The following is a 22,294-nucleotide window of genomic DNA, read 5'->3' on the forward strand; positions in this document are numbered from 1 at the left end:
CACTGGACGGGGCCGTATCGGCGGGGCAGGTTCGCGGGCATGAAGCCTCGCGCCCGCGTCCTTCTTCTGGCCTCGGCGGCCCTGTCCGCCTGTACGGTCGGTCCCGATTATCATCCCGCCGCTCCCCAGGCGCTGGGGGTGCCCGCCAGCTGGTCGGTTCCCGCCGCCACGGCGCAGGCACAGGATATGGGCCGCTGGTGGCGATCGTTCGACGATCCGCTGCTGGCCGAGCTGGTCGAACGCGCGGTGGTCGCCAATACCGATGTGGTCCAGGCCGTCGCCCGGCTGCGGCAGGCGCGCGAAAGCCTGGTACAGAGCCGGTCCTCGCTGCTTCCCACCCTGTCCGGCTCGACCGGCTATCAGCGCAACGAGAATCTGCGCGGCGGCGGGCGCAGCTTCACCCTGCCCGATGGCACGGTGGTCGATACCGGCGGGGGCGGCAGCAACAGCTTCACGGTCGGCCTGTCCGCCAGCTATCAGGTCGGCCTGTTCGGCGAGTTGCGCCGCACCGTGGAGGCGACGCGCGCGACCTATGAGGGCGCGGGGTTCACCTATGCCGCGACGCTGCTGACCGTCGAGAGCGAGCTGGCGCGCAACTATGTGCTCGCGCGGGCCTATCAGGCCCAGCTTGCCAATGCGCGCGCCAGCCTGGCGTTGCAGGACGACAATCTGGAGATTGCGGGCTTCCGGGTGCGGGCGGGACTGGTGTCCTCGCTCGACGCCGAGCAGGCGCGGGGGCAGCGGGCGCAGACCGCCGCGACCATCCCGACGCTGGAGCAGCAATACAATACCGCCGTCTCGCGCCTAGGCGTGCTGACCGCGCAGGCGCCCGGTGCGCTCAAGGCGCGGCTGGAGGCGGTGCGGCCGATCCCCAGCGGACCGGCAGTGATCGGCGTCGGCATCCCGGCCGACATATTGCGCCGCCGCCCCGATGTCCGCGCGGCCGAGCGCAACCTGGCCGCCGCCACGGCGCGGATCGGCGTGGCGCAGGCGGCGCTCTACCCCGCGCTCGCCATCTCCGGCAATATCAACGCCGCGGCGACCAGCATCGGCTCGCTGGGCGATGCGATCACCGGCAGCCTGTTCGCCGGGCTGACCCAGGCGATCTTCAACGGCGGTCGCCTGCGCAGCCAGGTCCGCAACGCGCGGGCGCTCGCCGATCAGAGCTATGCCGCCTATCAGGGCACCGTGCTGCTGGCGCTGGAGGATGTCGAGAACGCCATCGTCGCGCTCAACACCGCGCGCGAGCGGGAGCGGCTGTTCGCGATCCAGCTCGACGCGGCGCGCAACTCGGCGATCCTGGCGCGCAGCCAGTATCGCACGGGCCTGACCGATTTCACCACCCTGTCGCAGCAGGAGGCGTCGTTGCTGAGCGCCCAGAACGGGCTGGTCCAGGCGCGCTCGGACGCCGCCACCGCGCAGGTCGCGCTGTTCGCCGCGCTGGGCGGCGGATGGGACGACAGCACCACCCCCGAAGCGCCGCCGCGCGCGACGCAAACCCCGGACAACCGCTGATGGCCGATCAGACTCTCGACGATTTCCTGGGCGTGAAGCCGCAACCGCGCTGGCGCAAATGGGTGCAGTGGGGCGTCGTGATCCTGGGCGTCGTGCTGCTCGCGGTGCTGCTGAAAAGCTGTTTCGGCGGGTCGGACCAGGCGGGCTATGCCACCGCCCCCGTCTCGCGCGGCAACCTGACCGTGACCGTCTCGGCCACCGGCAAGCTCGCCCCGACCAACCAGGTGACGGTCGGCTCACAGCTATCGGGTCTGGTGACGAAGGTCGTGGTCGATGTGAATGACCGGGTGAAGGCGGGCGAGGCGCTGGCGCTGATCGATCCCGAACAGATTGACGACCAGATTCGCGCGGCGCAGGCGACGCTGTCCGCCAATCAGGCGCAGGTGGCGCAGGCGCGCGCGACCGTGGCCGAATCGCAGGCGCAGCTGCGGCGGCTGGAGGAAGTCTACAAGCTGTCCAACGGCCGCGTGCCCTCCGGTACCGAACTCCAGACCGGGCGCGCCGATGCGCAGCGTGCGGTCGCGGCGCTGAGGGTCGCGGAGGCCAATGTCGCCGCCGCACGCGCACAGCTGGCCCAGTCGCAGACCCAGCGGCAGCGCGCGATCATCCGCTCGCCCGTGTCGGGCGTGGTGCTGGCGCGGCAGGTCGATCCCGGCCAGACGGTCGCGGCGTCGTTCAACACGCCGACCCTGTTCGTCATCGCCGAAGACCTGACCAAGATGAAGCTGGAGGTCGCGATCGACGAGGCCGATGTCGGCGAGGTGAAGGTCGGGCAAAAGGCCAATTTCACCGTCGACGCCTTTCCGGGGCGCACCTTCCCCGCGACGATCACGCGGGTCGATCTGGGGTCGAACCTGACGGTCAGCGCGGCGACCTCGTCCTCCTCGTCCTCGACCGCCAGCACGTCGACCACGGGACAGGTGGTCAGCTATGCCGCCGACCTGACCGTCGCCAATCCCGACCTGCAACTGCGCCCCGGCATGACCGCGACCGCCGATATCGTGACCTCGGACAAGCGAAACGTCGTGCTGATCCCCAATGCCGCGCTGCGCTTCCAGCCGTCCGATGGGGCGAGCCAGGGCGGCGGCGGCGGCATTGCGGGCTCGCTGACCTTCCGTCCGCGCCGCGACCGGGCCGCGCGCACCGCCACCGTTCAGCGCGGCGCGACGCAGACCGTCTATGTCCGGGGCACGGACGGCAAGCCGCAGCCGGTGCAGATCGTCACCGGCGACACCAACGGATCGATGACCGAAGTCCTGTCGGGCGGGCTGAAGCCGGGGATGCAGGTCATCACCGGGCAGCTGGCGGCGGGCGAGGCCGCGCCGGCGGCGGCGGGGGGACAGCGTCGCCAGGGCCAGCAAGGGGGCGGTGGTGGCCGCTGATGCGCCCCTGATCCGGCTTCGCGGCGTCACCAAGACCTATGGCAGCGGCGCGACCCAGTTCCAGGCGCTGAAGGGCGTCGATCTGGACATTGCGGGCGGCGATTTCGTCGCGGTGATGGGGCCTTCGGGATCGGGCAAGTCGACCACGATGAACATTCTGGGCTGTCTCGACGTGCCGAGCGGCGGCAATTTCCTGTTCCGCGGCCATCATGTCGAGACGCTGGACCGCGACCAACGCGCGATGCTGCGGCGGCGCTATCTGGGCTTCGTGTTCCAGGGGTTCAACCTGTTGTCGCGCACCACCGCGCTGGAAAATGTCGAGCTGCCCCTGCTGTATCGCGGCGAGGACAAGAAGACGCGGCGCGAGATGGGCATGGCGGCGCTGGAGAAGGTCGGGCTCGACCAATGGTGGGACCATACCCCCGCCGAACTGTCGGGCGGGCAGCAGCAGCGCGTGGCGATCGCGCGCGCCATCGTCACCAGCCCCGACGTGCTGCTGGCGGACGAGCCGACCGGCAATCTCGATTCCGAACGCTCGGTGGAGATCATGGAGTTGCTGACCGGGCTCAACCGGGACAGCGGCATCACCGTGCTGATGGTCACGCATGAGCCCGACATGGCGGCGTTCGCGCGCACCGTCATCCACTTCAAGGACGGGCTGGTCGATCGGATCGAGGCACAGCATCGGCCGGGCACCATGCCGGAGCCGGATGCGCCCGTGGCGGATATGCACTGATGTTCGGCACCACGCTTCTCCTCGCGATCCGGTCGATCCGGCGGCATATGCTGCGGTCGTTCCTGACGACGCTGGGCATCATCATCGGCGTCGGCGCGGTCGTGACCATGGTGACGCTGGGCAAGGCGACCACGGCGGCGGTACAGCAGTCCATATCGTCGCTGGGCACCAACATCCTGCAAGTCCGCCCCGGCCAGGGCTTCGGGCGCGGCGGCGGCGGCCCGCGCCCGCCCGACTTCAAGCCCGAGGATGTCGAGGCGATCGCCGACCAGATTGCGGGCGTGACGGCGGTCGCGCCTCAGGCCCAGACGACCGCGACCGCGATCTATGAAGGGGCGAACTGGTCGACCACGGTGACCGGCACGACGCTGGCCTATTTCACGGTGCAGCCCTGGCCGCTGGCCTCGGGGCGTTTGTGGACACCGGCCGAGCAGGCGGCGGGCAAGGCGGTGTGCATCATCGGCAATACCGTGCGCAAGAACCTGTTCCCCAGCACCGAGGCGGTCGGCAAGCGCTTCCGCATCGGGGCGATCAGTTGCGACGTGGTTGGGGTGCTGACGACGCGCGGACAGGGCGGGTTCGGCGACCAGGACGATGTCGTGCTCATGCCGATCAAGGCGGTGCAGCGCCGCTTCACCGGCAGCCGCGACATCCGGCTGATGCTGGTCGGTATCGATCAGGCCTATCAGGCCAGCGCGGTGCAGGCCTCGCTGACCGACCTGCTGCGCGAACGGCGCAACGTCACGGGCGGCAAGGAAGATGATTTCAACATCTTCGACACCAAGCAGATCAGCGACACGCTGACCAGCACGACGACGATGCTGACCCGGATCGTCGCGGCGGTGGCGGCGATCAGCCTGGTGGTCGGCGGTATCGGCATCATGAACATCATGCTGGTGTCGGTGACCGAGCGGACGCGCGAGATCGGTATTCGCCTGGCCATCGGCGCGGTCGCGCGCGAGGTGCTGATGCAGTTTCTGGTCGAGGCGGTGGTGCTGTCCTGTCTGGGCGGAATCATCGGCCTGATCCTGGCGCAGGCGATCATCGCCGCGCTGGTGCCGTTGATGCAGGTGCCCTGGACCTTCGACCCCCAGATCAACATCATCGCCTTTGCGATTTCGGCGGTGATCGGGGTGGTCTTCGGCTATTTCCCGGCGCGGCGGGCGGCGGCGCTCAATCCGATCGATGCTCTACGGCACGAGTGATCCGCTCGGGCGCGTGGACGAGCTGGCGTAGCCGTTCCAGATCCTCGGGCGTGTCGATGTCGATCAGCTCGGCCGGGGCGGTGACGACATGGCGCCCGCCCGCGACCAGCTTGCGGCCGCCTTCGTCGCCCTCCAGCTTGAGCAGCGCCTCGAACCGGCCCGCGCCGAAGACGCCGGGCGGGGTGGGATGCTCGCCATTGCTCGATACCACGACCGCGTCCGGGCCATCAAAGGCGTCGAACAGGCGATAGATATGCGCCGCCGTCACGCGCGGCATATCGGCCAATGCGATCAGGATCGCCTTGGGGCCGGACTTGATCGCCTCCTGCACGCCCAGGTGCAGCGAGAAGGACATGCCCTTGGCGATGTCGTCATTGTGGATCACGCGGTAGCCGCGCGAGGCGAAGTCAAGCTGGCACCCGTCGGTCACGACGATCCGGTCGGCAAAGGGAATGCTTTCCAGCGCGGTGGTGACGTGGAAGCCCACCGGCTTGCCGAGGAATTCGGCCTCCAGCTTGTTCTCCATTCCGAAGCGGCTCGATTGTCCCGCCGCCAGCAGGACCAGAACCACATCCTCAGCGTCGATCATGAAAGGCTCCTATCATCGCCGCCGCGATCGACAGCGCGATCTCCGACGGGCCGATCGCCCCGATGTCCAGCCCGACCGGGCCATCGATCCGGTCGATCGCCTCGGGGGAAACGCCCATCGCCGCGAGACGCTCCCGCCGCGCCGCATGGCTGCGCCGACTGCCCAGCGCGCCGACATAGGCGGTGGGATGGGCAAGCGCGGCGACCAGCGCGGGGTCGTCGATCTTGGTGTCGTGGCTCAACGTCACCACGGCGGTGGCGGGGCCGGGGGTATAGGCCGCCACCGCTTCGTCGGGCCAGCGATCGTCCAGCGTCACGCCGGGAAACCGCTCCGGCGTCAGGAAGCGGGCGCGCGGGTCGATCACCACCGTCTCGATGCCCAGCGTCTGCGCAAGCTGCGCCAGGCTCTGCGCGATCTGCACCGCGCCGACGATCAGCAGGCGGCGTGGCGGGTCATAGCGATTGGCGAAGACCTCGCCGGTTTCGATGGGGCGCAGGTCCGAATGGCCGGTGGAAAGGTCGGTGGTCACGGTCAGCGAGCGCCCCGCCTCGCGCGCCTCGGCGATCCGGTCGAACAGTTCGGGATCGAACCCGTCCGCCGACACCGGCTGGACCATCACCGCGATCTCGCCGCCACAGGGCAGGCCGACTTCCCAGGCCGAGGCGTCCGCCACCCCGTAGCGCTTCAGCTGGAACGGCGCGCCGCCGATCACCTCGGCGGCGGTGTGGAGGATGTCGTTCTCGACGCAGCCGCCCGACACCGATCCCTCGAACCGGCCATCTTCATGGACCAGCATATGGCTGCCGCGCGGACGCGGTGCCGACCCCCAGGTCGACACCACCGTCGCGATTGCCATCGGCGCACCGCGCCATTCGCGCGCGGCGGCCAGAACCCGATCATTGTCGCTCATCAAAGCGCCGGGAGATGGTCGAGCAGCTTGTCGAGCGTCACCGGCATCTCACGCACCCGAATGCCGGTGGCGTTGTAGATGGCGTTGACGACGGCGGGCGCCGCGCCCGAGATGCCCAGCTCGCCAATCCCCTTGGCATGGATCGGATTGGCATGGATGTCCCGCTCGTCGAGGAAATGGACCTCCAGCTGGGGCACGTCGGCATTCACCGGCACATGATATTCGGCCAGATCATGGTTCACCAGCTTGCCGGTGCGCGGGTCGTGGATCAGCTCCTCGGTCAGCGCGGTGCCGATGCCGAAGGTCATGCCGCCCAGGCATTGCGAGCGCGCGGTCTTGGCATTGAGCACGCGTCCCGCCGCAAACACGCCCAGCATCCGCCGCACGCGCACCTCGCCCGTGACGACATTGACGCCGACCTCGGCGAAATGCGCGCCATAACTGGCCTGCTGGAACTGCTTCTCTTGGCTACCCGGCTTGATCTCGCCGATCGCCGACAGGCCGTCCTTGCCGACCAGCTCGGCCAGCGGCACTGAGCGGTTGTCGCCGATCGCCATGCCGTCCTTCAGCGTCAGGTCGGCGGGCTTGACGCCCATCGCCTTGGCCAGCTTCTCGCGCACCCGCTCGGCAGCGAGATACACGGCCGAGCCCGCCGAGGCCGCGCCCCAGGAACCGCCCGATCCGGCGGCGGGGGGATCGTTGGTGTCACCCAGCGACATGCTGACCTTCTCGACCGGCAGGCCGAGGATCTCGGCGGCGATCTGCGCCATGATCGTATAGCTGCCCGTGCCGATATCGGTCATTGCGGAGGACACGGTGGCGCTGCCGTCGGCATGGAGTTCGACCTTGGCCGCCGACTGCTGGAGCTGGTTGGAACGGCACGCGGCGGCGACACCCATGCCGATCAGCCAGTCGCCCTCGCGCCGCTGGCCCGCCGCCTTACGCTGGTCCCAGCCGAAACGCTTCGCGCCCTCTTCCAGCGAGCGGGTGAGGTTGCGCGAGGAATAGGGGACCTTGAGCTCGGGGTCCTGTTCGGGATCGTTGATCTTGCGCAGATCGATCGGATCGATGCCGATCGCCTCCGCCAGTTCGTCCATGGCGCATTCCATGCCGACCATGCCGACCGCCTCACCCGGCGCGCGCATCGATCCCGACAGCGTCCAGTTCAGCCGGACCACGTCATGGTTGATCCGCCGATTCTCGCCCGCATAGAGGAAGTGGGTGCCGATCCCGACAGGCTCGAAGAAATCCTCGTCCGGCAGGTTGGAGGTGATCGCCTCATGCCCCAGTGCGACGATCCGGCCACCCGCTTCCGCGCCCAGCCGCATCCGCTGTTCGGTGTTGGAGCGGCGGACGGTGGCGTCGAACACCTGCTGGCGCAGCATCACCGCCTTGACCGGGCGGCCCAGCCGCTTGGCGGCGATGGCGGCGGCGACGCTTTCGGGCGCGATGCCCAGCTTCGACCCAAAGCCGCCGCCGATATAGCGCGAGATGATCCGCACCTTGGACTGCGATACGCCCAATGACTTGGCGAGCTGCTGCGCGTCCGAGGTCGGCATCTGATAGGCACCGTACAGCGTCAGGGCACCGTCCTCCCACACCGCGATCGAGGCATGCGGCTCCATCGCGGCCGAGTTCTGGCTGGGGGTGGTGTAGGTCACGTCGAGCCTGACCGCCGAATTCTCGAACGCCTTGTCGAAATCGCCCTGGTCGTAATGGCCCTTGATCAGCCCGTCCGGCGCGGGTTCGGCCTTGTCCTTGTTCGCCTCATAGTCGAACGCGCCGTCGACCAGCTCTTCATACTCGACCTTCAGCCGCTTGGCGGCGTCGCGCGCGACCTCGAAGCTCTCGGCAACGACGATCGCGATGATCTCGCCGAAATAGTCGACCGTGCGCACGCCTTGCGTCGGGGCTTCGGTCTCGCCGCCCTGCTGCGAGTTGCGGATGAAGGTCTTGTAATCGGTGATGACGTCGATGACGCCGGGGATCGCCTTCACCGCATCGGCGTCGATCGCCTTGATCTTCGCATGGCCCTTGGTGGCGCTGACCAGCACGCCGTGCGCGCAGTTATCGATGGCATATTCGGCGGCGTAGGTGGCGGTGCCCGTCACCTTTTTCGGCCCATCCACCCGGTCCAGCGGTTTGGAAATCACCCCCTGCACGCCTGTGTCGAGCAAACTGTCGGGATGCGGCTGATTCATGGTCAGCGAATGCGTGTCGTCCTTGCCGAATCCGAACATGGGATCAGCCCTCCTGAGTCAGTTCACGGAGCGTCGCGACCAAAGTGCGGCGCGTCAGCGGAATCTTGAAATCGTTCGAGCCATAGCCCTTGGCGTCGGCCAGCAGCGCATCGGCGGCGGCGTGGAAGGCGGCGTCGGTGGGCTCCTGTCCGACCAGCGCGGCCTCCACCGCCGCGTTGCGCCAGGGCATCGGGCCAAGACCACCAAAGGCGAGCCGGGCCGAGGCGATCCTGCCATTCTCGACCGCGAGGATCCCGGCGATCGACACCAGCGCAAAGGCATAGGAGGCGCGGTCGCGCACCTTGCGATAGGTCTGGCGGCCCGCAGGGGCGGGGGGCAGTTCGACATGGGTGATGAGTTCGCCCGGCTCCAGCACGGTCTCGATCTCGGGCGTGCTGCCCGGCAGGCGATAGAATTCGCCGATCGCGATCCGGCGGCGGTCGCCGTCTGGTTTCTGGGTGATGATGACCGCCTCCAGCGCGCGCATCGCGACCGCCATGTCGCTGGGATGCGTCGCGATGCACTGGTCCGAGGTGCCGAGGATGGCGAGGATGCGGTTCTCGCTGCCGATCGCCGAACAGCCGCTGCCCGGATCGCGCTTGTTGCACGGGGTGGCGGGGTCGTAGAAATAATAGCAGCGCGTCCGCTGGAGCAGATTGCCCCCGGTCGATGCCTTGTTGCGCAACTGACCCGACGCACCCGCCAGCAGCGCGCGCGACAGGACCGGATAGCGTTCGATCATGCGGGCGTCGGCGGCCAGGTCGCTATTGGGCACCAGCGCGCCGATGGTCAGGCCGCCATCCTCGCGCGCCTCGATCTCGCCCAGGTCCAGGCGGCTGATGTCGACCAGCGTGTCGGGCGTCTCGACCTGCAATTTCATCAGGTCGAGCAAATTGGTGCCGCCCGCGATGAAGCGCGCGCCCGGCACCGCGCCGTCGCGGGTGGCGGTGCCGATCGAGTCGGCACGAGCATAGTCGAACAGCTTCATGCCGCGACCTCCCGGCCGACATCCTCATTGGGGTTGCGGTCGCCCAGCCCCGCCACCTCGCGGATCGCGTCGACGATATTGGGATAGGCGGCGCAGCGGCACAGATTGCCGCTCATCCGCTCGGAGATTTCCTCGACCGTCAGCTCGGCCGCGCCCAGGTCCTCGGTGACATGGCTCGGCCAGCCCTTCTTCACCTCGTCGAGCATGCCGACCGCCGAGCAAATCTGGCCTGGCGTGCAATAGCCGCACTGGAACCCGTCATGCCGCACGAACGCATCCTGCAACGGGTGGAGATTGCCGGGCTGGCCCAGACCCTCGATCGTGGTGATCTCGTCATCCTGATGCATCACCGCCAGCGTCAGGCAGCTGTTTACGCGGCGTCCGTTCACCAGCATGGTGCACGCGCCGCACTGGCCATGGTCACAGCCCTTCTTGGAACCCGTCAGCCCCAGATGTTCGCGACACAGATCGAGCAGCGAGGTGCGAACATCGACCTCGATGTCATGCGATTGACCATTGATTGTGAAATGCATCGCGCCATCCCCTTGGGATTACAGTTGGATGAACAAACGCCATGATTTCCCTGCGTTTCCCGTTGCGAACCACTCTCATTGCCGTAGCTTTGGTCATGGGGCAGGGTGAGGCCATGTCCGCCGACCTGTCCAAGCCGCTGTCCCCGCCGATCGTCATCGCGCATCGGGGCGCAAGCGGGGAGCGGCCCGAGCATACGCTGGCCGCCTATGATCTGGCGATCCGCGAGGGGGCGGACGTGATCGAGCCCGATCTGGTGCCGACGAAGGACGGCCACCTCGTCGCCCGGCACGAGAATGAGATTTCGGGCACGACCGATGTCGCCGCCCACCCGGAGTTCGCCGATCGCAAGACGACGAAGACGATCGACGGACAGCGCGAGACCGGCTGGTTCACCGAGGATTTCACGCTGGCCGAGCTGAAGAGCTTGCGCGCCCGCGAACGCCTGCCGCAACTGCGCTCGACCGCCTATGACGGCCGGTATCAGATCCCGACGCTGGAAGAGATCATCGCGCTCGCCAAGCAGCGGTCGAAGGAGTTGGGGCGGACCATCGCCATCTATCCCGAAACCAAGCATCCGACCTATTTCGCCTCGATCGGCAAGGGCACCGACGCGCCTTTGGTCGCCACGCTCGACAAGGCGGGGTGGAAGACCGCCGATGCGCCCGTCTTCATCCAGTCGTTCGAGGTGAAGAACCTCCAGCATCTCAAGACGATGACCGGAATCCGCCTGATCCAGCTGGTCGCGGGCGAGGGCGGTCCGGCGGATGGCGCCGCGCCCAGCTATGCCGCGATGATGACGCCCGAAGGGCTCCGCCAGGTCGCGACCTATGCCTGGGGGATCGGCCCGGACAAGGCGATGCTGTGGAAGGGCGATGCGGCGACGACGCTGGTGGCCGACGCGCATGCGGCGGGGCTGCGGGTGCATCCCTGGACCTACCGCGCGGAGAACCAGTTTGTTCGCCCCGCTTTCCGCAAAGGCACCGATCCCAAGGCGCATGGCGATGTCGCGGGCGAGATTCGCGCCGCGCTGGGCCAGGGCATCGACGGATTCTTCACCGATTTCCCGCAAATCGGGGTAGAAACGCGCAACGCCGTCGTGCGCGCCCGCTGAAAGACCCGTGACCATGCGTAATCTCGTCCTGAAAATCGCCGTCCTGACCCTGCCGCTCAGCCTAGGGGGCTGCGTCAAGACCGTCGCCAGCGTGGTGAAGGCCCCGTTCCAGGCGGCGGGGCAGGTGGTCGACTGGACGACGACCAGCCAGGACGAGGCGGACCGCAATTACGGTCGCAAGATGCGCAAGCAGGAAGCGCGCGAAGGACGCGAGCGTCGCGATTACGAGAAGCAGTGCCGCAAGCACCCCGAGCAGTGCCAGCAGGGTCAGCAGGGTCAGCAGGGTCAGCAGGGTCAGCAGGGTTATGAAGGCTATCGCGCCGGTTACTGACCGCTGACGGGCGGCGGCCATCCCGCCAGGATGGTCGCCACCGCCGCCAGCACCTGTGGCCGATGCTGCACCCATAAATGGCTGGAGCGGACCTCGACCGCCGGGGTCGTGTCGTCGCGGCAGATGATCCCGGCGACCAGCCCGTCGCTCCGGCTCCAGATCGCGGCGGAGGGGCAGGGCAGCGGCCCGGCGATCGCCGCCGAGCGCGCGATGACGGCCGGATCGTCCACCCGCTCGCCGGTCAGCGTCTCGAAGGCGCGCCAGACATTGGTCGCGCGGGCCGGTCCCGCATAGGGCGAGGAAATGGTGACGACGCCCGCGACCAGATCGGGGCGCGCCTGCGCCACCATCCGCGCCATGATCCCGCCCAGGCTGATGCCGATCAGCGTCACCGGCCCGCGATCGGCGACCGACTCGATCCGTGCGATCAGATGCTCGGCGTCCGGTCCGACGCTGCGCACCCCTAGATTGCGTCCCAGTCCCCAGCCATGAACGCGGTAGCCGCTGGCGGCCAGATAGCGGCGCAGGACGATGTTCGACCGGTCGCTGTTGAACAGGCCGGGCAGCACCATCACCGCGCGCCCGTCGCCCCGCGGCGCGGCGGCCAGTTCGGCGCGATGCCGCCACCAGGTCGCGCCCATCCACAGCGCACGCGGAAGCTCGGCCGCCCACAGCGCCTTGGACGGCGGCGGGATCACAGCCATGCCATCACCGCCCAAGGGAAGGGCGTCCACCACCCCATCCGCACCCCCGCCGCCGCCAGCGCGTCGCCGGTCCAGCTGTTGCAGGTGTGGGCGGCGCTGTACCGCCCCCTCGCTTCGTAAAAGGCATCGTACACGTCATAGCCGGGATAATGGGCGCCATCGCTCCGCCAGCTTCGCTGGATGAACGCGACCATGTGGCGATACGCCTCGGGCGACAGGCGGATCATCCGCACATCGTCGCCATTCGCGCGCGGAAGCGGCAGGTGGTCGACATGGATCAGCGTCCGGTCGCTGCCCAGCGCGGCATGGAGGATCGTCCCCGGCCTGACGTCGCGCCAGTGCGGCGTCTCGCGGAAAAAGCCGGCCTCGCCCCAGCCGATGGCGAGATAGGGAAAGCCCGCATAGCGCGGATCGCGCAAGTCCTCGGCCCGCGCCCGGTCGCGCCAGTCCACCCCCGCCGCCTGTTTGGGCAGGATGATGGCGGTATGGACCGCGCTCGACTCGACGAAGATGGTGACCGCATCGGGGCCGGGGGCGGGCAGGGCGATGGTGCGACGCGGAACCGCCCCCAGCGCCAGTCCCAACGCGAAATAGCCCAGCAGGATCAGGCCGATGGCGGCCGCCATCCCCCTTGCCACCCGGCCGAGCCGTCGCCACGATATGGTTTCATTTGTCACCATCATCATGATAGGCTCCACGAATGGCACAGGATACCCATGTTCTCGCCGCTCCGCCCGAAGGGGCCGGTGCCGACTGGACCATCCCCCAGGGCTGGGCGCATTATACGGCCGAGGAGCATGCGACCTGGGACACGCTGTTCGCGCGCCAGTCCAGATTGCTGCCGGGCCGCGCGTCGGAGGCGTATCTGCGCGGCCTCGACGTCCTCAAGCTGTCGCGGCCGGGCATCCCCGATTTCGAGGAATTGTCCGAACGCCTGATGGCGCTGACCGGGTGGCAGGTGGTGGCGGTGCCGGGGCTGGTGCCCGACGCGGTGTTCTTCGACCATATGGCCAATCGCCGCTTCGTCGCGGGCAACTTCATCCGGCGGCCCGACCAGCTCGACTATCTTCAGGAGCCCGACGTCTTTCACGACGTGTTCGGCCATGTGCCGATGCTCGCCGACCCGGTCTTCGCCGATTATCTCGCCGCCTATGGGCGCGGCGGGCAGCGCGCGCTGGGGATGGATGCGCTGAAATATCTCGGGCGGCTCTATTGGTACACGGTCGAGTTCGGGCTGGTGCGCGAAGATGGCGACCTGCGTATCTATGGCGCAGGCATCGTGTCGAGCTATTCGGAAAGCCGCTTCGCGCTGGAGGACCCAAGTCCCAACCGGATCGGCTTCGACCTCGCCCGCGTGATGCGCACCGAATATCGGATCGACGATTTCCAGCAGAATTATTTTGTGATCCCGTCGTTCGAGGAATTGCTTCGCACCACGCTCGAGACGGATTTCGCGCCGCTTTACGCGCAGATCAAGGCGTTGCCGGATATTCCGGTGGCGGAGATCGTGGACGGTGATGCGGTTATGACCCACGGGACGCAGGATTATGCGAGGGGGAGGCGGGGATAGGGTGTCGCTTGGGCTTCGACTTCGCTCAGCCTGAACGGCGGTGGGGAAGGGCTGGATACCAAAGTCCGTTCAGCCTGAGCGAAGTCGAAGGCCACGCGCAAACCACCCATCGGAACCTTCGCCTCCGCCCCCGGTTCGCTGCATCATGCACGACCAGCCCAACAATGCGGTGAACTATCCGCTGCTCGCCCGCCCGCACATCCAGCTTTACGGCACGGTGGACGAGGTGATGTATGCCGGGTTCAAGGACCAGCTCGCCGCCGCACCGGCGGACGGTCCGCTGGTCGTGTCGATCACCACGCTGGGCGGCGATCCGGAGATGGCGCGGGCGATGGGCGACTCGATCCGGCTGCTGCGCGACCATACGGGGCGCGACACGCTGTTCCTGGGCAAGGTCGCGGTCTACTCGGCGGGGGCGACCTTCATGTCGGCCTTTCCGGTCGAATATCGCTTCCTGACGCGCGGCACCCGCCTGATGCTGCACGAGCGGCAGATGAGCGGCAGCATCGACCTGTCCGGCCCGCTCACCAACCTGCCCGTGGTGCTGAAGGCCAAGCTGCACGAGATCGAGCAGTCGGTGCTGATCCAGGAGGAGGGCTTCCGCGCCATCGTCAACGGATCGAAGGTGACCTTCGAGACGCTTCAGGAAAAGGCGCGCAGCAACTGGTATATCGATGCCGAGGAGGCGCGCGAGCTGGGCCTCGTCCTTGATGTGATCTGAGGCAGCGCCTAAATCGGTCAAGACATTTGCGACATGCGCCCCTGTCATGTATCGGCGGGAGCGATCCTTTGCCGACATGCCTGTCGGCCCATCCAGCGGGTTTGTGACCATGGCCGAATTTGCCCTGCCGAAGAACAGCGTCATCAAGAAGGGCGAAACGCATAAGGCGACCACCGGCGGCCGTCTGAAAAAGTTCAAGGTCTATCGCTACGATCCCGACTCGGGCCAGAATCCGCGTTACGACACGTTCGAGATCGATCTGGACGAATGCGGCCCGATGGTGCTCGACGCGCTGATCAAGATGAAGGCCGAGCAGGACAGCTCGCTGACCTTCCGCCGGTCGTGCCGCGAGGGCATTTGCGGATCGTGCGCGATGAACATCGACGGCCGCAACGGCCTGGCCTGCACCACCGCGATCGAGGATGTGAAGGGCACCGTCCAGATCACCCCGCTGCCGCATATGGACGTGATCAAGGACCTGGTCCCCGACTTCACGCACTTCTACGCACAGTACGCCTCGATCAAGCCGTGGCTCCAGACCGTGTCGCCCGCGCCCTCGGGCAAGGAGCGGCTCCAGTCGCCCGACGACCGTGCGAAGCTCGACGGCCTGTACGAGTGCATCCTGTGCGCCTGCTGCTCGACCTCGTGCCCCAGCTATTGGTGGAACAGCGACAAGTTTCTTGGCCCGGCGATCCTGCTCCAGGCCTATCGCTGGCTGGCCGACAGCCGCGACGAGATGACCGGCGAGCGTCTGGACGAGCTGGAGGATCCCTTCCGCCTCTATCGCTGCCACACGATCATGAACTGCGCGAATGTCTGCCCCAAGGGCCTGAACCCGGCCAAGGCGATCGCGGAAATCAAGAAGATGGAGGCCGAGCGGATCATCTGATCCGGTTGGTTCGACGGAAACGGAAAGGGGGTCGGAAACGGCCCCCTTTTTCTATTCCTCCCCAAGCTCGCTTGGGGAGGGGGACCATCGCGCAAGCGATGGTGGAGGGGCGGTATCCCTGATCGGGCGGTGACACCCCTCCGTCAGCCCTGCGGGCTGCCACCTCCCCTTCCAGGGGAGGAATGGGGTTGACGGGAAAGAGGCCAGGGCAGACACCGCCCCCCAACATGCCCGACATCCTCAATGCCTATCGCCGCCTGATCGAAGCCGGAGAGCTTCGCCCCGATCCCGAACAGGCCGCCGCCGCCGCCCGGCTCCAGCAACTGGCGACCGAATTGGAAACGCCGCGCAAGACCGGCTTCTTCGCACGCCTGACCGGCAAGGGCGCGCCCGCGCCCAAGGGCGTCTATCTCTGGGGTGATGTCGGGCGCGGCAAGTCGATGCTGATGGACCTGTTCTTCGACCATGTCGCGGTCGAGGCCAAGCGCCGGGTCCATTTCGCCGAGTTCATGCTGGAGGTCCATGCCCGCATCGCCACCGAGCGGGCCAAGCAGGCGGGCGAGCCGATCGCCCCCGTCGCCGCCGCGCTGGCCGAGGAAGTCCGGCTGTTGGCGTTCGACGAGATGATGGTGACCAACAGCCCCGACGCGATGATCCTCTCGCGGCTGTTCACCGCGCTGATCGAGGCGGGGGTGACGATCGTCACCACTTCCAACCGTCCGCCCAGGGACCTGTACAAGAACGGTCTCAACCGCGAGCATTTCCTCCCCTTCATCGCGCTGATCGAGGCACGGCTGGACGTGCTGGCGCTCAACGGGCCGACCGATTACCGGCGCGACCGGCTGGGGCGGCTCGACACCTGGCTGGTGCCCAATGGGCCCAAGGCCACGCTGACGCTGTCGGCGACCTTCTTTCGCCTGACCGACTATCCGGTCGAGGATGCCGCGCATGTGCCCTCAGAGGATCTGAAGGTCGGCGGCCGGGTGCTGCATGTCCCCAAGGCGCTGAAGGGCGTCGCGGTCTTCTCGTTCAAGCGGCTGTGCGGCGAGGCGCGGGGGGCGGCGGACTATCTGGCGGTCGCGCGGCGCTTCCACACCGTCATCCTGGTCGGCATCCCCAAGCTGGGGCCGGAGAATCGCAACGAGGCGGCGCGCTTCGTCCAGCTGATCGACGCGCTCTACGAACACAAGGTCAAGCTGCTCGCCGCAGCCGATGCGCAGCCCGCCGAACTCTATGAAACCGGGGATGGTCGATTCGAGTTCGAACGGACGATCAGCCGCCTCGAAGAGATGCGCTCCGAGGACTATCTGGCGCAGGGTCATGGGTCGGGCGAGCCCTTGATTTGACCTTAATGCACTTGCGAACTATTATCGTTTAAAATCTTAAACTCTGTGGAATAACGGTTGCCCCGACGCCCAGATAGGCGTAGGCCGCGTGACCAATCACGCACGTCCACTACGGAGTAGGATTGGAATGGCTCGCAAGAAGATCGCGCTGATCGGCGCCGGCAACATCGGCGGCACGTTGGCGCACCTCGCCGCGCTCAAGGGGCTGGGCGATATCGTCCTGTTCGACGTCGTCGAGGGCGTGCCCCAGGGCAAGGCGCTCGACCTGTCGCAGTGCGGCCCGGTCGAAGGCTTCGACGCGAATATCAAGGGTTCCAACGATTACGCCGACATTGCGGGCGCCGATGTCATCATCGTCACCGCCGGTGTCGCGCGCAAGCCCGGCATGAGCCGCGACGACCTGCTCGGCATCAACCTGAAGGTGATGAAGGCGGTCGGCGAGGGCATCCGCGACAATGCCCCCGACGCGTTCGTCATCTGCATCACCAACCCGCTCGACGCGATGGTCTGGGCGCTGCGCGAATTCTCGGGGCTCCCGGCGAACAAGGTCGTCGGCATGGCCGGCGTGCTCGACTCGGCGCGCTTCAGCCACTTCCTCGCCGAAGAGTTCGGCGTGTCGGTGAAGGACGTGAACACCTTCGTGCTCGGCGGTCACGGCGACACCATGGTCCCGGTCCTGGAATATTCGACCGTCAGCGGCATCCCGGTCAGCGACCTGATCGAGATGGGCTTCTCGACCAAGGAGAAGGTCGAAGAGATCGTCAAGCGCACGCGTGGCGGCGGCGGCGAGATCGTCGCGCTGCTCAAGACCGGCTCGGCCTATTATGCGCCCGCCACCAGCGGCATCGCGATGGCCGAGGCGTATCTGTACGACCAGAAGCGCATTCTGCCCGCCGCTGCCCACCTGTCGGGTGAATATGGCATCGACAATCTGTACGTCGGCGTGCCTGTCGTGATCGGCGCCGGCGGCGTCGAGAAGGTCGTCGAGGTCAAGCTGTCGGATGAGGCGAAGGCGAACCTTCAGGTCTCGGTCGACGCGGTCAAGGAACTGCTCGTCGCCTGCAAGGGCATCGACGAGAGCCTGGCGTAATTAAGGAGTGAGCACCCACCCCGGCGAAAGCCGGGGTCCAGTTGGGAGTGTCCCCGACCATGGACGGTCCGGCCTATGTTTACATCATGGCCAACCGCCGGAACGGAACGCTCTATCTGGGGTCGACGATCAATCTGCCGAAACGTGCGTGGGAGCATCGCAACGGCGTCGTCGAGGGGTTCGCGAAACGTTATGGCTGTCATCTGCTCGTCTGGTACGAGGTGCATGAGAGCCTGGAATTTGCACGGCAGCGCGAGCTGCAGATGAAAGAATGGAGACGGGGCTGGAAGTTGCAGGAGATCGAAGGGCTCAATCCCGACTGGGATGACCTTTACGATCGGATCGCGCTTCCATGACCGTCTTCCCAACTGGACCCCGGCGTACGCCGGGGTGGAAGGGCGATTAGCAGATGAGCATCCTCGTCAACAAGAACACCAAGGTCATCACCCAGGGCATGACGGGTGAAACCGGCACGTTCCACACCCAGCAGGCGCTGGCGTACGGCACGCAGATGGTCGGCGGCGTGACGCCGGGCAAGGGCGGCACCGAGCATATCGGCCTGCCGGTCTTCAACACCGTCGCCGAAGCCAAGTCGAAGACGGGCGCCGATGCGTCGGTCATCTACGTGCCGCCGCCCTTCGCGGCCGACTCGATCCTGGAAGCGATCGACGCCGAGATTCCGCTGATCGTCGCGATCACCGAGGGCATTCCGGTCCTCGACATGGTCAAGGTGAAGCGCGCCCTTTCGGGTTCGAAGTCGCGCCTGATCGGTCCGAACTGCCCGGGCGTGCTGACGCCGGGCGAGTGCAAGATCGGCATCATGCCGGGTTCGATCTTCAAGAAGGGCTCGGTCGGCGTCGTGTCGCGTTCGGGAACCCTGACTTATGAGGCGGTGTTCCAGACCTCGAACGCTGGTCTCGGCCAGACGACCGCGGTCGGCATCGGCGGCGACCCCGTCAACGGCACCAACTTCATCGACGTGCTCGAGCTGTTCCTGGCCGATGACGAAACGAAGTCGATCATCATGATCGGCGAGATCGGCGGCTCGGCGGAAGAAGAAGCCGCGCAGTTCCTGCGTGACGAAGCCAAGCGCGGCCGTTCGAAGCCAATGGCCGGCTTCATCGCGGGCCGCACCGCGCCTCCGGGCCGTCGCATGGGCCATGCCGGTGCGATCGTGTCGGGCGGCCAGGGCGGCGCCGAGGACAAGATCGCGGCGATGGAAGCGGCCGGGATCAAGGTCGCGGCTTCGCCGTCGGAACTCGGCTCGACCCTGTTGTCGGTGCTGAACAAGTAAGGTGTATCGCGTCACCCCGGCACACCCGCCGGGGTCCGTGGCGGCAGGCGGGCCGCTCGCGGCTGCGGACCCCAGGCGGATGTGCCGGGGTGGCGATCATGAAGAAGACGGGCGGTCGAGGAAGCGTCTCATGGGCTACGAAGGCCAGGAATTCAGCGAAATCGCGGCGGGCGTCAGCCCTGCCTTCATCGAAACGCTCTATGCCAAGTATCAGGCCGACTCGTCGTCGGTCGATGCGGGCTGGCGGACCTTTTTCGACGGTCTGGAGCAGGGCGTGGGCGCCCCCAGCTGGCAGAACAAGCGCTGGCCGCTGACCTCGACCGACGATCTGACGGCGGGCCTCGACCCGACGCAGATGGAGCCCGCGCCCAAGCCCGGCCGTGATGGCAAGGGGGGCGGCAAGCCCGCTCCGGCAGCCGCCGCGCCCTCGACCGCCGACATCGTCAAGGCGGCGGGCGACGCGATCCGCGCGCAGATGCTGATCCGCACCTACCGGGTGCGCGGCCATCTTGCTGCCAATCTCGACCCGCTCGGCCTGTCGGGCCTGCGTGAGCTTCCCGAGGACCTGAAGACCGAATATCACGGCTTCACCGACGCCGACCTCGACCGCAAGGTCTATCTGGGCGGCACGATGGGCTTCGAATGGGCGACCGTTCGCGAGCTGGTCGACACGCTGCGCAAGAATTACTGCGGCAATATCGGCCTGGAATATATGCACATCGCGGACGTGGAGGAGCGCCGCTTCCTCCAGGACCGGATGGAAGGCCAGGACAAGGCGATCGACTTCACCGTCGATGGCAAGAAGGCGATCCTGAACAAGGTCATCGAGGCCGAGCAGTGGGAAAAGTTCCTCGGCAAGAAGTATGTCGGCACCAAGCGCTTCGGCCTGGACGGCGGCGAGTCGATGATCCCCGCGCTGGAATCGGTCATCAAGTACGGCGGCCAGATGGGCGTGCGCGAGATCGTGTTCGGCATGGCGCATCGCGGCCGTCTGAACGTGCTGGCCAACGTCATGGCCAAGCCGCTGCGCGTGATCTTCCACGAATTCGCCGGTGGCTCGGCCAACCCCGATGACATCGGTGGTTCGGGCGACGTGAAGTATCACCTCGGCACCTCGACCGACCGCGAGTTCGACGGCCACAAGGTCCATATGTCGCTGGTCGCCAACCCCTCGCACCTTGAGGCGGTGAACCCGGTCGTGCTGGGCAAGACCCGCGCGATCCAGACCATCGCGGGCGACCTGACCGATCACGCCGCCTCGGTGCCGGTGCTGATCCATGGCGACGCGGCGTTCGCGGGCCAGGGCATCGTGTGGGAGTGCCTCGGCTTCTCAGGGATTCGCGGCTACAATACGGGCGGCTGCGTCCACTTCATCATCAACAACCAGGTGGGCTTCACCACCAGCCCGCAATTCGCGCGCTCCTCGCCCTATCCGTCGGATGTGGCCAAGGGCGTTCAGGCGCCGGTCTTCCACGTCAATGGCGACGATCCCGAGGCGGTGACCTTCGCCACCAAGATGGCGATCGAGTTCCGCCAGAAGTTCCACCGCGACATCGTGATCGACATGTGGTGCTATCGCCGCTTCGGTCATAACGAGGGCGACGAGCCGGGCTTCACCCAGCCGCTGATGTACAACAAGATCCGCTCGCACCCCGGTGTCAGCGAGATCTACTCGAAGCGTCTCGTGTCCGAGGGCGTGGTCGATCAGGCCTGGGTCGACGAGAATATCAAGCAGTACACCACGCGCTGCGAAGGCGAGTTCGAAGCGGGCCAGAGCTACAAGCCCAACAAGGCCGACTGGTTCGCCGGTCGCTGGTCGGGCCTGTCGGCCCCCAAGGAAACCGACCAGGGCCGCCGCAACGTGGAGACCGGCCTCGACAAGAAGCTGTTCGACGCGATCGGCCGCACGCTGACCACGATCCCGGAAGGCTTGCAGGTCCACAAGACGCTGAACCGCGTGCTTGATGCCAAGCGCCAGATGTTCGCGACGGGTGAGAATTTCGACTGGGCGACCGGCGAGGCTCTGGCCTTCGGTTCGCTGCTGTCGGAAGGTTACGGCGTTCGCCTGTCTGGCCAGGATTCGGGGCGCGGCACCTTCTCGCAGCGTCACGCCGTCTGGGTCGACCAGACCGACGAGCACAAGTACGTGCCGCTGAAGACCGTCGAGCATGGCAGCTTCGAGGTGCTGGACAGCCCGCTGTCCGAATATGGCGTGCTGGGCTTCGAGTACGGCTATGCGCTCGCCGATCCGAAGACTTTGGTGCTGTGGGAGGCGCAGTTCGGCGACTTCGTCAACGGCGCGCAGATCATGATCGACCAGTTCATCACGTCGGGCGAATCCAAGTGGCTGCGTGCCAACGGCCTCGTGATGCTGCTGCCGCATGGTTATGAAGGGCAGGGGCCGGAGCACTCGTCGGCGCGTCCCGAGCGCTTCCTCCAGTCCTGCGCCAACGACAATATCCAGGTTGCGAACTGCACCACCCCGGCCAACTATTTCCACCTGTTGCGCCGCCAGATGCACCGTAACTTCCGCAAGCCGCTGATCGTCTTCACGCCGAAGTCGCTGCTGCGTCACAAGCTGGCGGTGTCGAAGGCCGAGGACTTCCAGGGTGAGAGCCACTTCCGCCGCCTGCTGTCGGACACCAACGGTGCCGCCGACGAGGCGACGACGCGTCTGGTCCTGTGCACCGGCAAGGTCGCCTATGACCTGATCGAGGCACGCGACGCGGCGGGCGACACCACGACCCAGATCGTGCGCGTCGAGCAGCTCTATCCGTTCCCGAGCGACGCGCTCGCCAAGCGGATCGCGCGGATGCCGAACCTGCAGGACGTGGTCTGGGCGCAGGAAGAGCCGAAGAACAATGGTTACTGGTTCTTCGTCGAGCCGCTGATCGAGGAAGCGCTGGCCGAGGCCGGGGCGTCGGTGAAGCGGGCGCGTTATGCGGGTCGTGCGGCGGCGGCATCGCCCGCCACCGGCCTGATGAAGCGCCACACCGCCGAGCAGGGCGCGCTGGTCGCCGATGCGCTGGGCCACAATGTCCGCGAGGAAATCCGCCGGACGCGCGCCGAGGGCAGCAACACCACCGCCAAGCCGACCACGGCGGCGGCGGACTGACACTTAACCGAGTTCCCCGGTCCT

At 66.9% G+C, this 22,294-nt stretch carries 21 protein-coding genes; 14 read left to right on the plus strand and 7 right to left on the minus strand.

Translation table 11 applies throughout. The features are described from left to right. The first annotated feature begins 39 nt into the window (after positions 1 to 39). From QE360_RS09110 to QE360_RS09125, 4 genes are read left to right on the plus strand one after another with little or no spacing between them, the layout of a single operon-like run. Positions 40 to 1,515 carry an efflux transporter outer membrane subunit gene (locus QE360_RS09110; RefSeq protein ID WP_309697346.1) on the plus strand — a complete coding sequence of 492 codons (1,476 nt, stop codon included), beginning with the start codon at positions 40 to 42 and terminating at the stop codon, positions 1,513 to 1,515. Then, on the plus strand, positions 1,515 to 2,897 hold the full coding sequence (locus QE360_RS09115; RefSeq protein ID WP_309700952.1) for an efflux RND transporter periplasmic adaptor subunit: 1,383 nt from the start codon (positions 1,515 to 1,517) through the stop codon (positions 2,895 to 2,897). The genes QE360_RS09110 and QE360_RS09115 overlap by 1 nt, the downstream gene beginning before the upstream one ends. Beyond that, entirely contained in the window at positions 2,887 to 3,633 is a 747-nt protein-coding gene (locus tag QE360_RS09120; protein WP_309700954.1) for an ABC transporter ATP-binding protein, read from the plus strand. The genes QE360_RS09115 and QE360_RS09120 overlap by 11 nt, the downstream gene beginning before the upstream one ends. Beyond that, positions 3,633 to 4,838 carry an ABC transporter permease gene (locus QE360_RS09125; RefSeq protein ID WP_309700957.1) on the plus strand — a complete coding sequence of 402 codons (1,206 nt, stop codon included), beginning with the start codon at positions 3,633 to 3,635 and terminating at the stop codon, positions 4,836 to 4,838. Before QE360_RS09120 ends, QE360_RS09125 begins: the two co-directional genes overlap by 1 nt. Here QE360_RS09125 and QE360_RS09130 read toward each other — a convergent pair. The 5 genes from QE360_RS09130 to QE360_RS09150 are packed head-to-tail and all read right to left on the minus strand — an operon-like array spanning position 4,807 to position 10,098. Then, positions 4,807 to 5,427: a nucleotidyltransferase family protein gene (locus QE360_RS09130; RefSeq protein WP_309700959.1), complete on the minus strand. Its 621-nt coding sequence runs from the start codon at positions 5,425 to 5,427 to the stop codon at positions 4,807 to 4,809. The genes QE360_RS09125 and QE360_RS09130 overlap by 32 nt on opposite strands. Continuing rightward, a complete protein-coding gene (locus tag QE360_RS09135) occupies positions 5,414 to 6,337 on the minus strand; it encodes an XdhC family protein (protein WP_309700961.1) in 924 nt (307 codons plus the stop codon). The genes QE360_RS09130 and QE360_RS09135 overlap by 14 nt, the downstream gene beginning before the upstream one ends. Continuing rightward, the gene (locus tag QE360_RS09140) at positions 6,337 to 8,577 is read right to left on the minus strand and encodes a xanthine dehydrogenase family protein molybdopterin-binding subunit (protein WP_309700962.1); all 2,241 of its coding nucleotides are present in this window, start codon (positions 8,575 to 8,577) and stop codon (positions 6,337 to 6,339) included. The genes QE360_RS09135 and QE360_RS09140 overlap by 1 nt, the downstream gene beginning before the upstream one ends. Before the next feature lie 4 nt (positions 8,578 to 8,581). Next, positions 8,582 to 9,565 carry a xanthine dehydrogenase family protein subunit M gene (locus tag QE360_RS09145; protein ID WP_309700964.1) on the minus strand — a complete coding sequence of 328 codons (984 nt, stop codon included), beginning with the start codon at positions 9,563 to 9,565 and terminating at the stop codon, positions 8,582 to 8,584. Next, positions 9,562 to 10,098 (minus strand): 2Fe-2S iron-sulfur cluster-binding protein, encoded by a 537-nt coding sequence (locus QE360_RS09150; RefSeq protein WP_309700966.1) that lies wholly within the window; start codon positions 10,096 to 10,098, stop codon positions 9,562 to 9,564. The genes QE360_RS09145 and QE360_RS09150 overlap by 4 nt, the downstream gene beginning before the upstream one ends. Positions 10,099 to 10,211: 113 nt before the next feature. Here QE360_RS09150 and QE360_RS09155 point away from each other — a divergent pair, with 113 nt between their 5' ends. Further along, positions 10,212 to 11,210 carry a glycerophosphodiester phosphodiesterase gene (locus QE360_RS09155; protein WP_309700968.1) on the plus strand — a complete coding sequence of 333 codons (999 nt, stop codon included), beginning with the start codon at positions 10,212 to 10,214 and terminating at the stop codon, positions 11,208 to 11,210. A 13-nt stretch (positions 11,211 to 11,223) separates the two neighbouring features. Then, entirely contained in the window at positions 11,224 to 11,541 is a 318-nt protein-coding gene (locus QE360_RS09160; protein ID WP_309700970.1) for a hypothetical protein, read from the plus strand. On the opposite strand, the gene QE360_RS09165 is transcribed toward QE360_RS09160, so the two are convergent. Continuing rightward, on the minus strand, positions 11,535 to 12,245 hold the full coding sequence (locus QE360_RS09165; RefSeq protein WP_309700972.1) for an alpha/beta fold hydrolase: 711 nt from the start codon (positions 12,243 to 12,245) through the stop codon (positions 11,535 to 11,537). The two genes, QE360_RS09160 and QE360_RS09165, sit on opposite strands and share 7 nt — an antisense overlap. Then, entirely contained in the window at positions 12,236 to 12,931 is a 696-nt protein-coding gene (locus QE360_RS09170) for a TIGR02117 family protein (RefSeq protein ID WP_309700974.1), read from the minus strand. Before QE360_RS09170 ends, QE360_RS09165 begins: the two co-directional genes overlap by 10 nt. 14 nt (positions 12,932 to 12,945) lie before the next feature. Here QE360_RS09170 and phhA point away from each other — a divergent pair, with 14 nt between their 5' ends. The 8 genes from phhA to QE360_RS09210 all read left to right on the plus strand — a co-directional run bounded on the left by phhA (position 12,946) and on the right by QE360_RS09210 (position 22,270). Next, positions 12,946 to 13,815, plus strand: coding sequence for a phenylalanine 4-monooxygenase (gene phhA / locus QE360_RS09175; RefSeq protein ID WP_309700976.1), 870 nt, complete (start codon positions 12,946 to 12,948; stop codon positions 13,813 to 13,815). A 145-nt stretch (positions 13,816 to 13,960) separates the two neighbouring features. Then, positions 13,961 to 14,536, plus strand: coding sequence for an ATP-dependent Clp protease proteolytic subunit (locus QE360_RS09180; protein ID WP_309700978.1), 576 nt, complete (start codon positions 13,961 to 13,963; stop codon positions 14,534 to 14,536). A gap of 109 nt (positions 14,537 to 14,645) precedes the next feature. Beyond that, on the plus strand, positions 14,646 to 15,425 hold the full coding sequence (locus QE360_RS09185; protein WP_309700980.1) for a succinate dehydrogenase iron-sulfur subunit: 780 nt from the start codon (positions 14,646 to 14,648) through the stop codon (positions 15,423 to 15,425). Between the two features lie 227 nt (positions 15,426 to 15,652). After that, complete coding sequence (gene zapE / locus QE360_RS09190) at positions 15,653 to 16,771, plus strand: cell division protein ZapE (protein WP_309700982.1); 1,119 nt, start codon at positions 15,653 to 15,655, stop codon at positions 16,769 to 16,771. A 127-nt stretch (positions 16,772 to 16,898) separates the two neighbouring features. Further along, positions 16,899 to 17,861 carry a malate dehydrogenase gene (gene mdh, locus QE360_RS09195; protein ID WP_261268936.1) on the plus strand — a complete coding sequence of 321 codons (963 nt, stop codon included), beginning with the start codon at positions 16,899 to 16,901 and terminating at the stop codon, positions 17,859 to 17,861. A 59-nt stretch (positions 17,862 to 17,920) separates the two neighbouring features. Beyond that, entirely contained in the window at positions 17,921 to 18,217 is a 297-nt protein-coding gene (locus QE360_RS09200) for a GIY-YIG nuclease family protein (protein ID WP_309700984.1), read from the plus strand. A 53-nt stretch (positions 18,218 to 18,270) separates the two neighbouring features. After that, positions 18,271 to 19,155: a succinate--CoA ligase subunit alpha gene (gene sucD, locus QE360_RS09205; RefSeq protein ID WP_307100711.1), complete on the plus strand. Its 885-nt coding sequence runs from the start codon at positions 18,271 to 18,273 to the stop codon at positions 19,153 to 19,155. A 130-nt stretch (positions 19,156 to 19,285) separates the two neighbouring features. Then, positions 19,286 to 22,270 (plus strand): 2-oxoglutarate dehydrogenase E1 component, encoded by a 2,985-nt coding sequence (locus QE360_RS09210; protein WP_309700986.1) that lies wholly within the window; start codon positions 19,286 to 19,288, stop codon positions 22,268 to 22,270. Positions 22,271 to 22,294 lie beyond the last annotated feature (24 nt).

Origin of the sequence: Sphingomonas sp. SORGH_AS_0789, from assembly GCF_031453055.1 — a bacterium.
Classification (GTDB): Bacteria; Pseudomonadota; Alphaproteobacteria; order Sphingomonadales; family Sphingomonadaceae; genus Sphingomonas.

Excerpts from the sequence above, each read along its gene's own strand:
- QE360_RS09160 (WP_309700970.1), top strand. The coding sequence starts at position 11,224 with ATGCGTAATCTCGTCCTGAAAATCGCCGTCCTGACCCTGCCGCTCAGC.
- sucD (WP_307100711.1), top strand. The coding sequence starts at position 18,271 with ATGAGCATCCTCGTCAACAAGAACACCAAGGTCATCACCCAGGGCATG.
- QE360_RS09165 (WP_309700972.1), bottom strand. The coding sequence starts at position 12,245 with ATGGCTGTGATCCCGCCGCCGTCCAAGGCGCTGTGGGCGGCCGAGCTT.
- QE360_RS09170 (WP_309700974.1), bottom strand. The coding sequence starts at position 12,931 with ATGATGATGGTGACAAATGAAACCATATCGTGGCGACGGCTCGGCCGG.
- QE360_RS09115 (WP_309700952.1), top strand. The coding sequence starts at position 1,515 with ATGGCCGATCAGACTCTCGACGATTTCCTGGGCGTGAAGCCGCAACCG.
- QE360_RS09210 (WP_309700986.1), top strand. The coding sequence starts at position 19,286 with ATGGGCTACGAAGGCCAGGAATTCAGCGAAATCGCGGCGGGCGTCAGC.
- QE360_RS09180 (WP_309700978.1), top strand. The coding sequence starts at position 13,961 with ATGCACGACCAGCCCAACAATGCGGTGAACTATCCGCTGCTCGCCCGC.
- mdh (WP_261268936.1), top strand. The coding sequence starts at position 16,899 with ATGGCTCGCAAGAAGATCGCGCTGATCGGCGCCGGCAACATCGGCGGC.
- QE360_RS09140 (WP_309700962.1), bottom strand. The coding sequence starts at position 8,577 with ATGTTCGGATTCGGCAAGGACGACACGCATTCGCTGACCATGAATCAG.
- QE360_RS09200 (WP_309700984.1), top strand. The coding sequence starts at position 17,921 with ATGGACGGTCCGGCCTATGTTTACATCATGGCCAACCGCCGGAACGGA.
- QE360_RS09130 (WP_309700959.1), bottom strand. The coding sequence starts at position 5,427 with ATGATCGACGCTGAGGATGTGGTTCTGGTCCTGCTGGCGGCGGGACAA.
- QE360_RS09185 (WP_309700980.1), top strand. The coding sequence starts at position 14,646 with ATGGCCGAATTTGCCCTGCCGAAGAACAGCGTCATCAAGAAGGGCGAA.
- phhA (WP_309700976.1), top strand. The coding sequence starts at position 12,946 with ATGGCACAGGATACCCATGTTCTCGCCGCTCCGCCCGAAGGGGCCGGT.
- QE360_RS09125 (WP_309700957.1), top strand. The coding sequence starts at position 3,633 with ATGTTCGGCACCACGCTTCTCCTCGCGATCCGGTCGATCCGGCGGCAT.
- QE360_RS09145 (WP_309700964.1), bottom strand. The coding sequence starts at position 9,565 with ATGAAGCTGTTCGACTATGCTCGTGCCGACTCGATCGGCACCGCCACC.
- QE360_RS09135 (WP_309700961.1), bottom strand. The coding sequence starts at position 6,337 with ATGAGCGACAATGATCGGGTTCTGGCCGCCGCGCGCGAATGGCGCGGT.
- QE360_RS09155 (WP_309700968.1), top strand. The coding sequence starts at position 10,212 with ATGTCCGCCGACCTGTCCAAGCCGCTGTCCCCGCCGATCGTCATCGCG.
- QE360_RS09150 (WP_309700966.1), bottom strand. The coding sequence starts at position 10,098 with ATGCATTTCACAATCAATGGTCAATCGCATGACATCGAGGTCGATGTT.
- zapE (WP_309700982.1), top strand. The coding sequence starts at position 15,653 with ATGCCCGACATCCTCAATGCCTATCGCCGCCTGATCGAAGCCGGAGAG.
- QE360_RS09110 (WP_309697346.1), top strand. The coding sequence starts at position 40 with ATGAAGCCTCGCGCCCGCGTCCTTCTTCTGGCCTCGGCGGCCCTGTCC.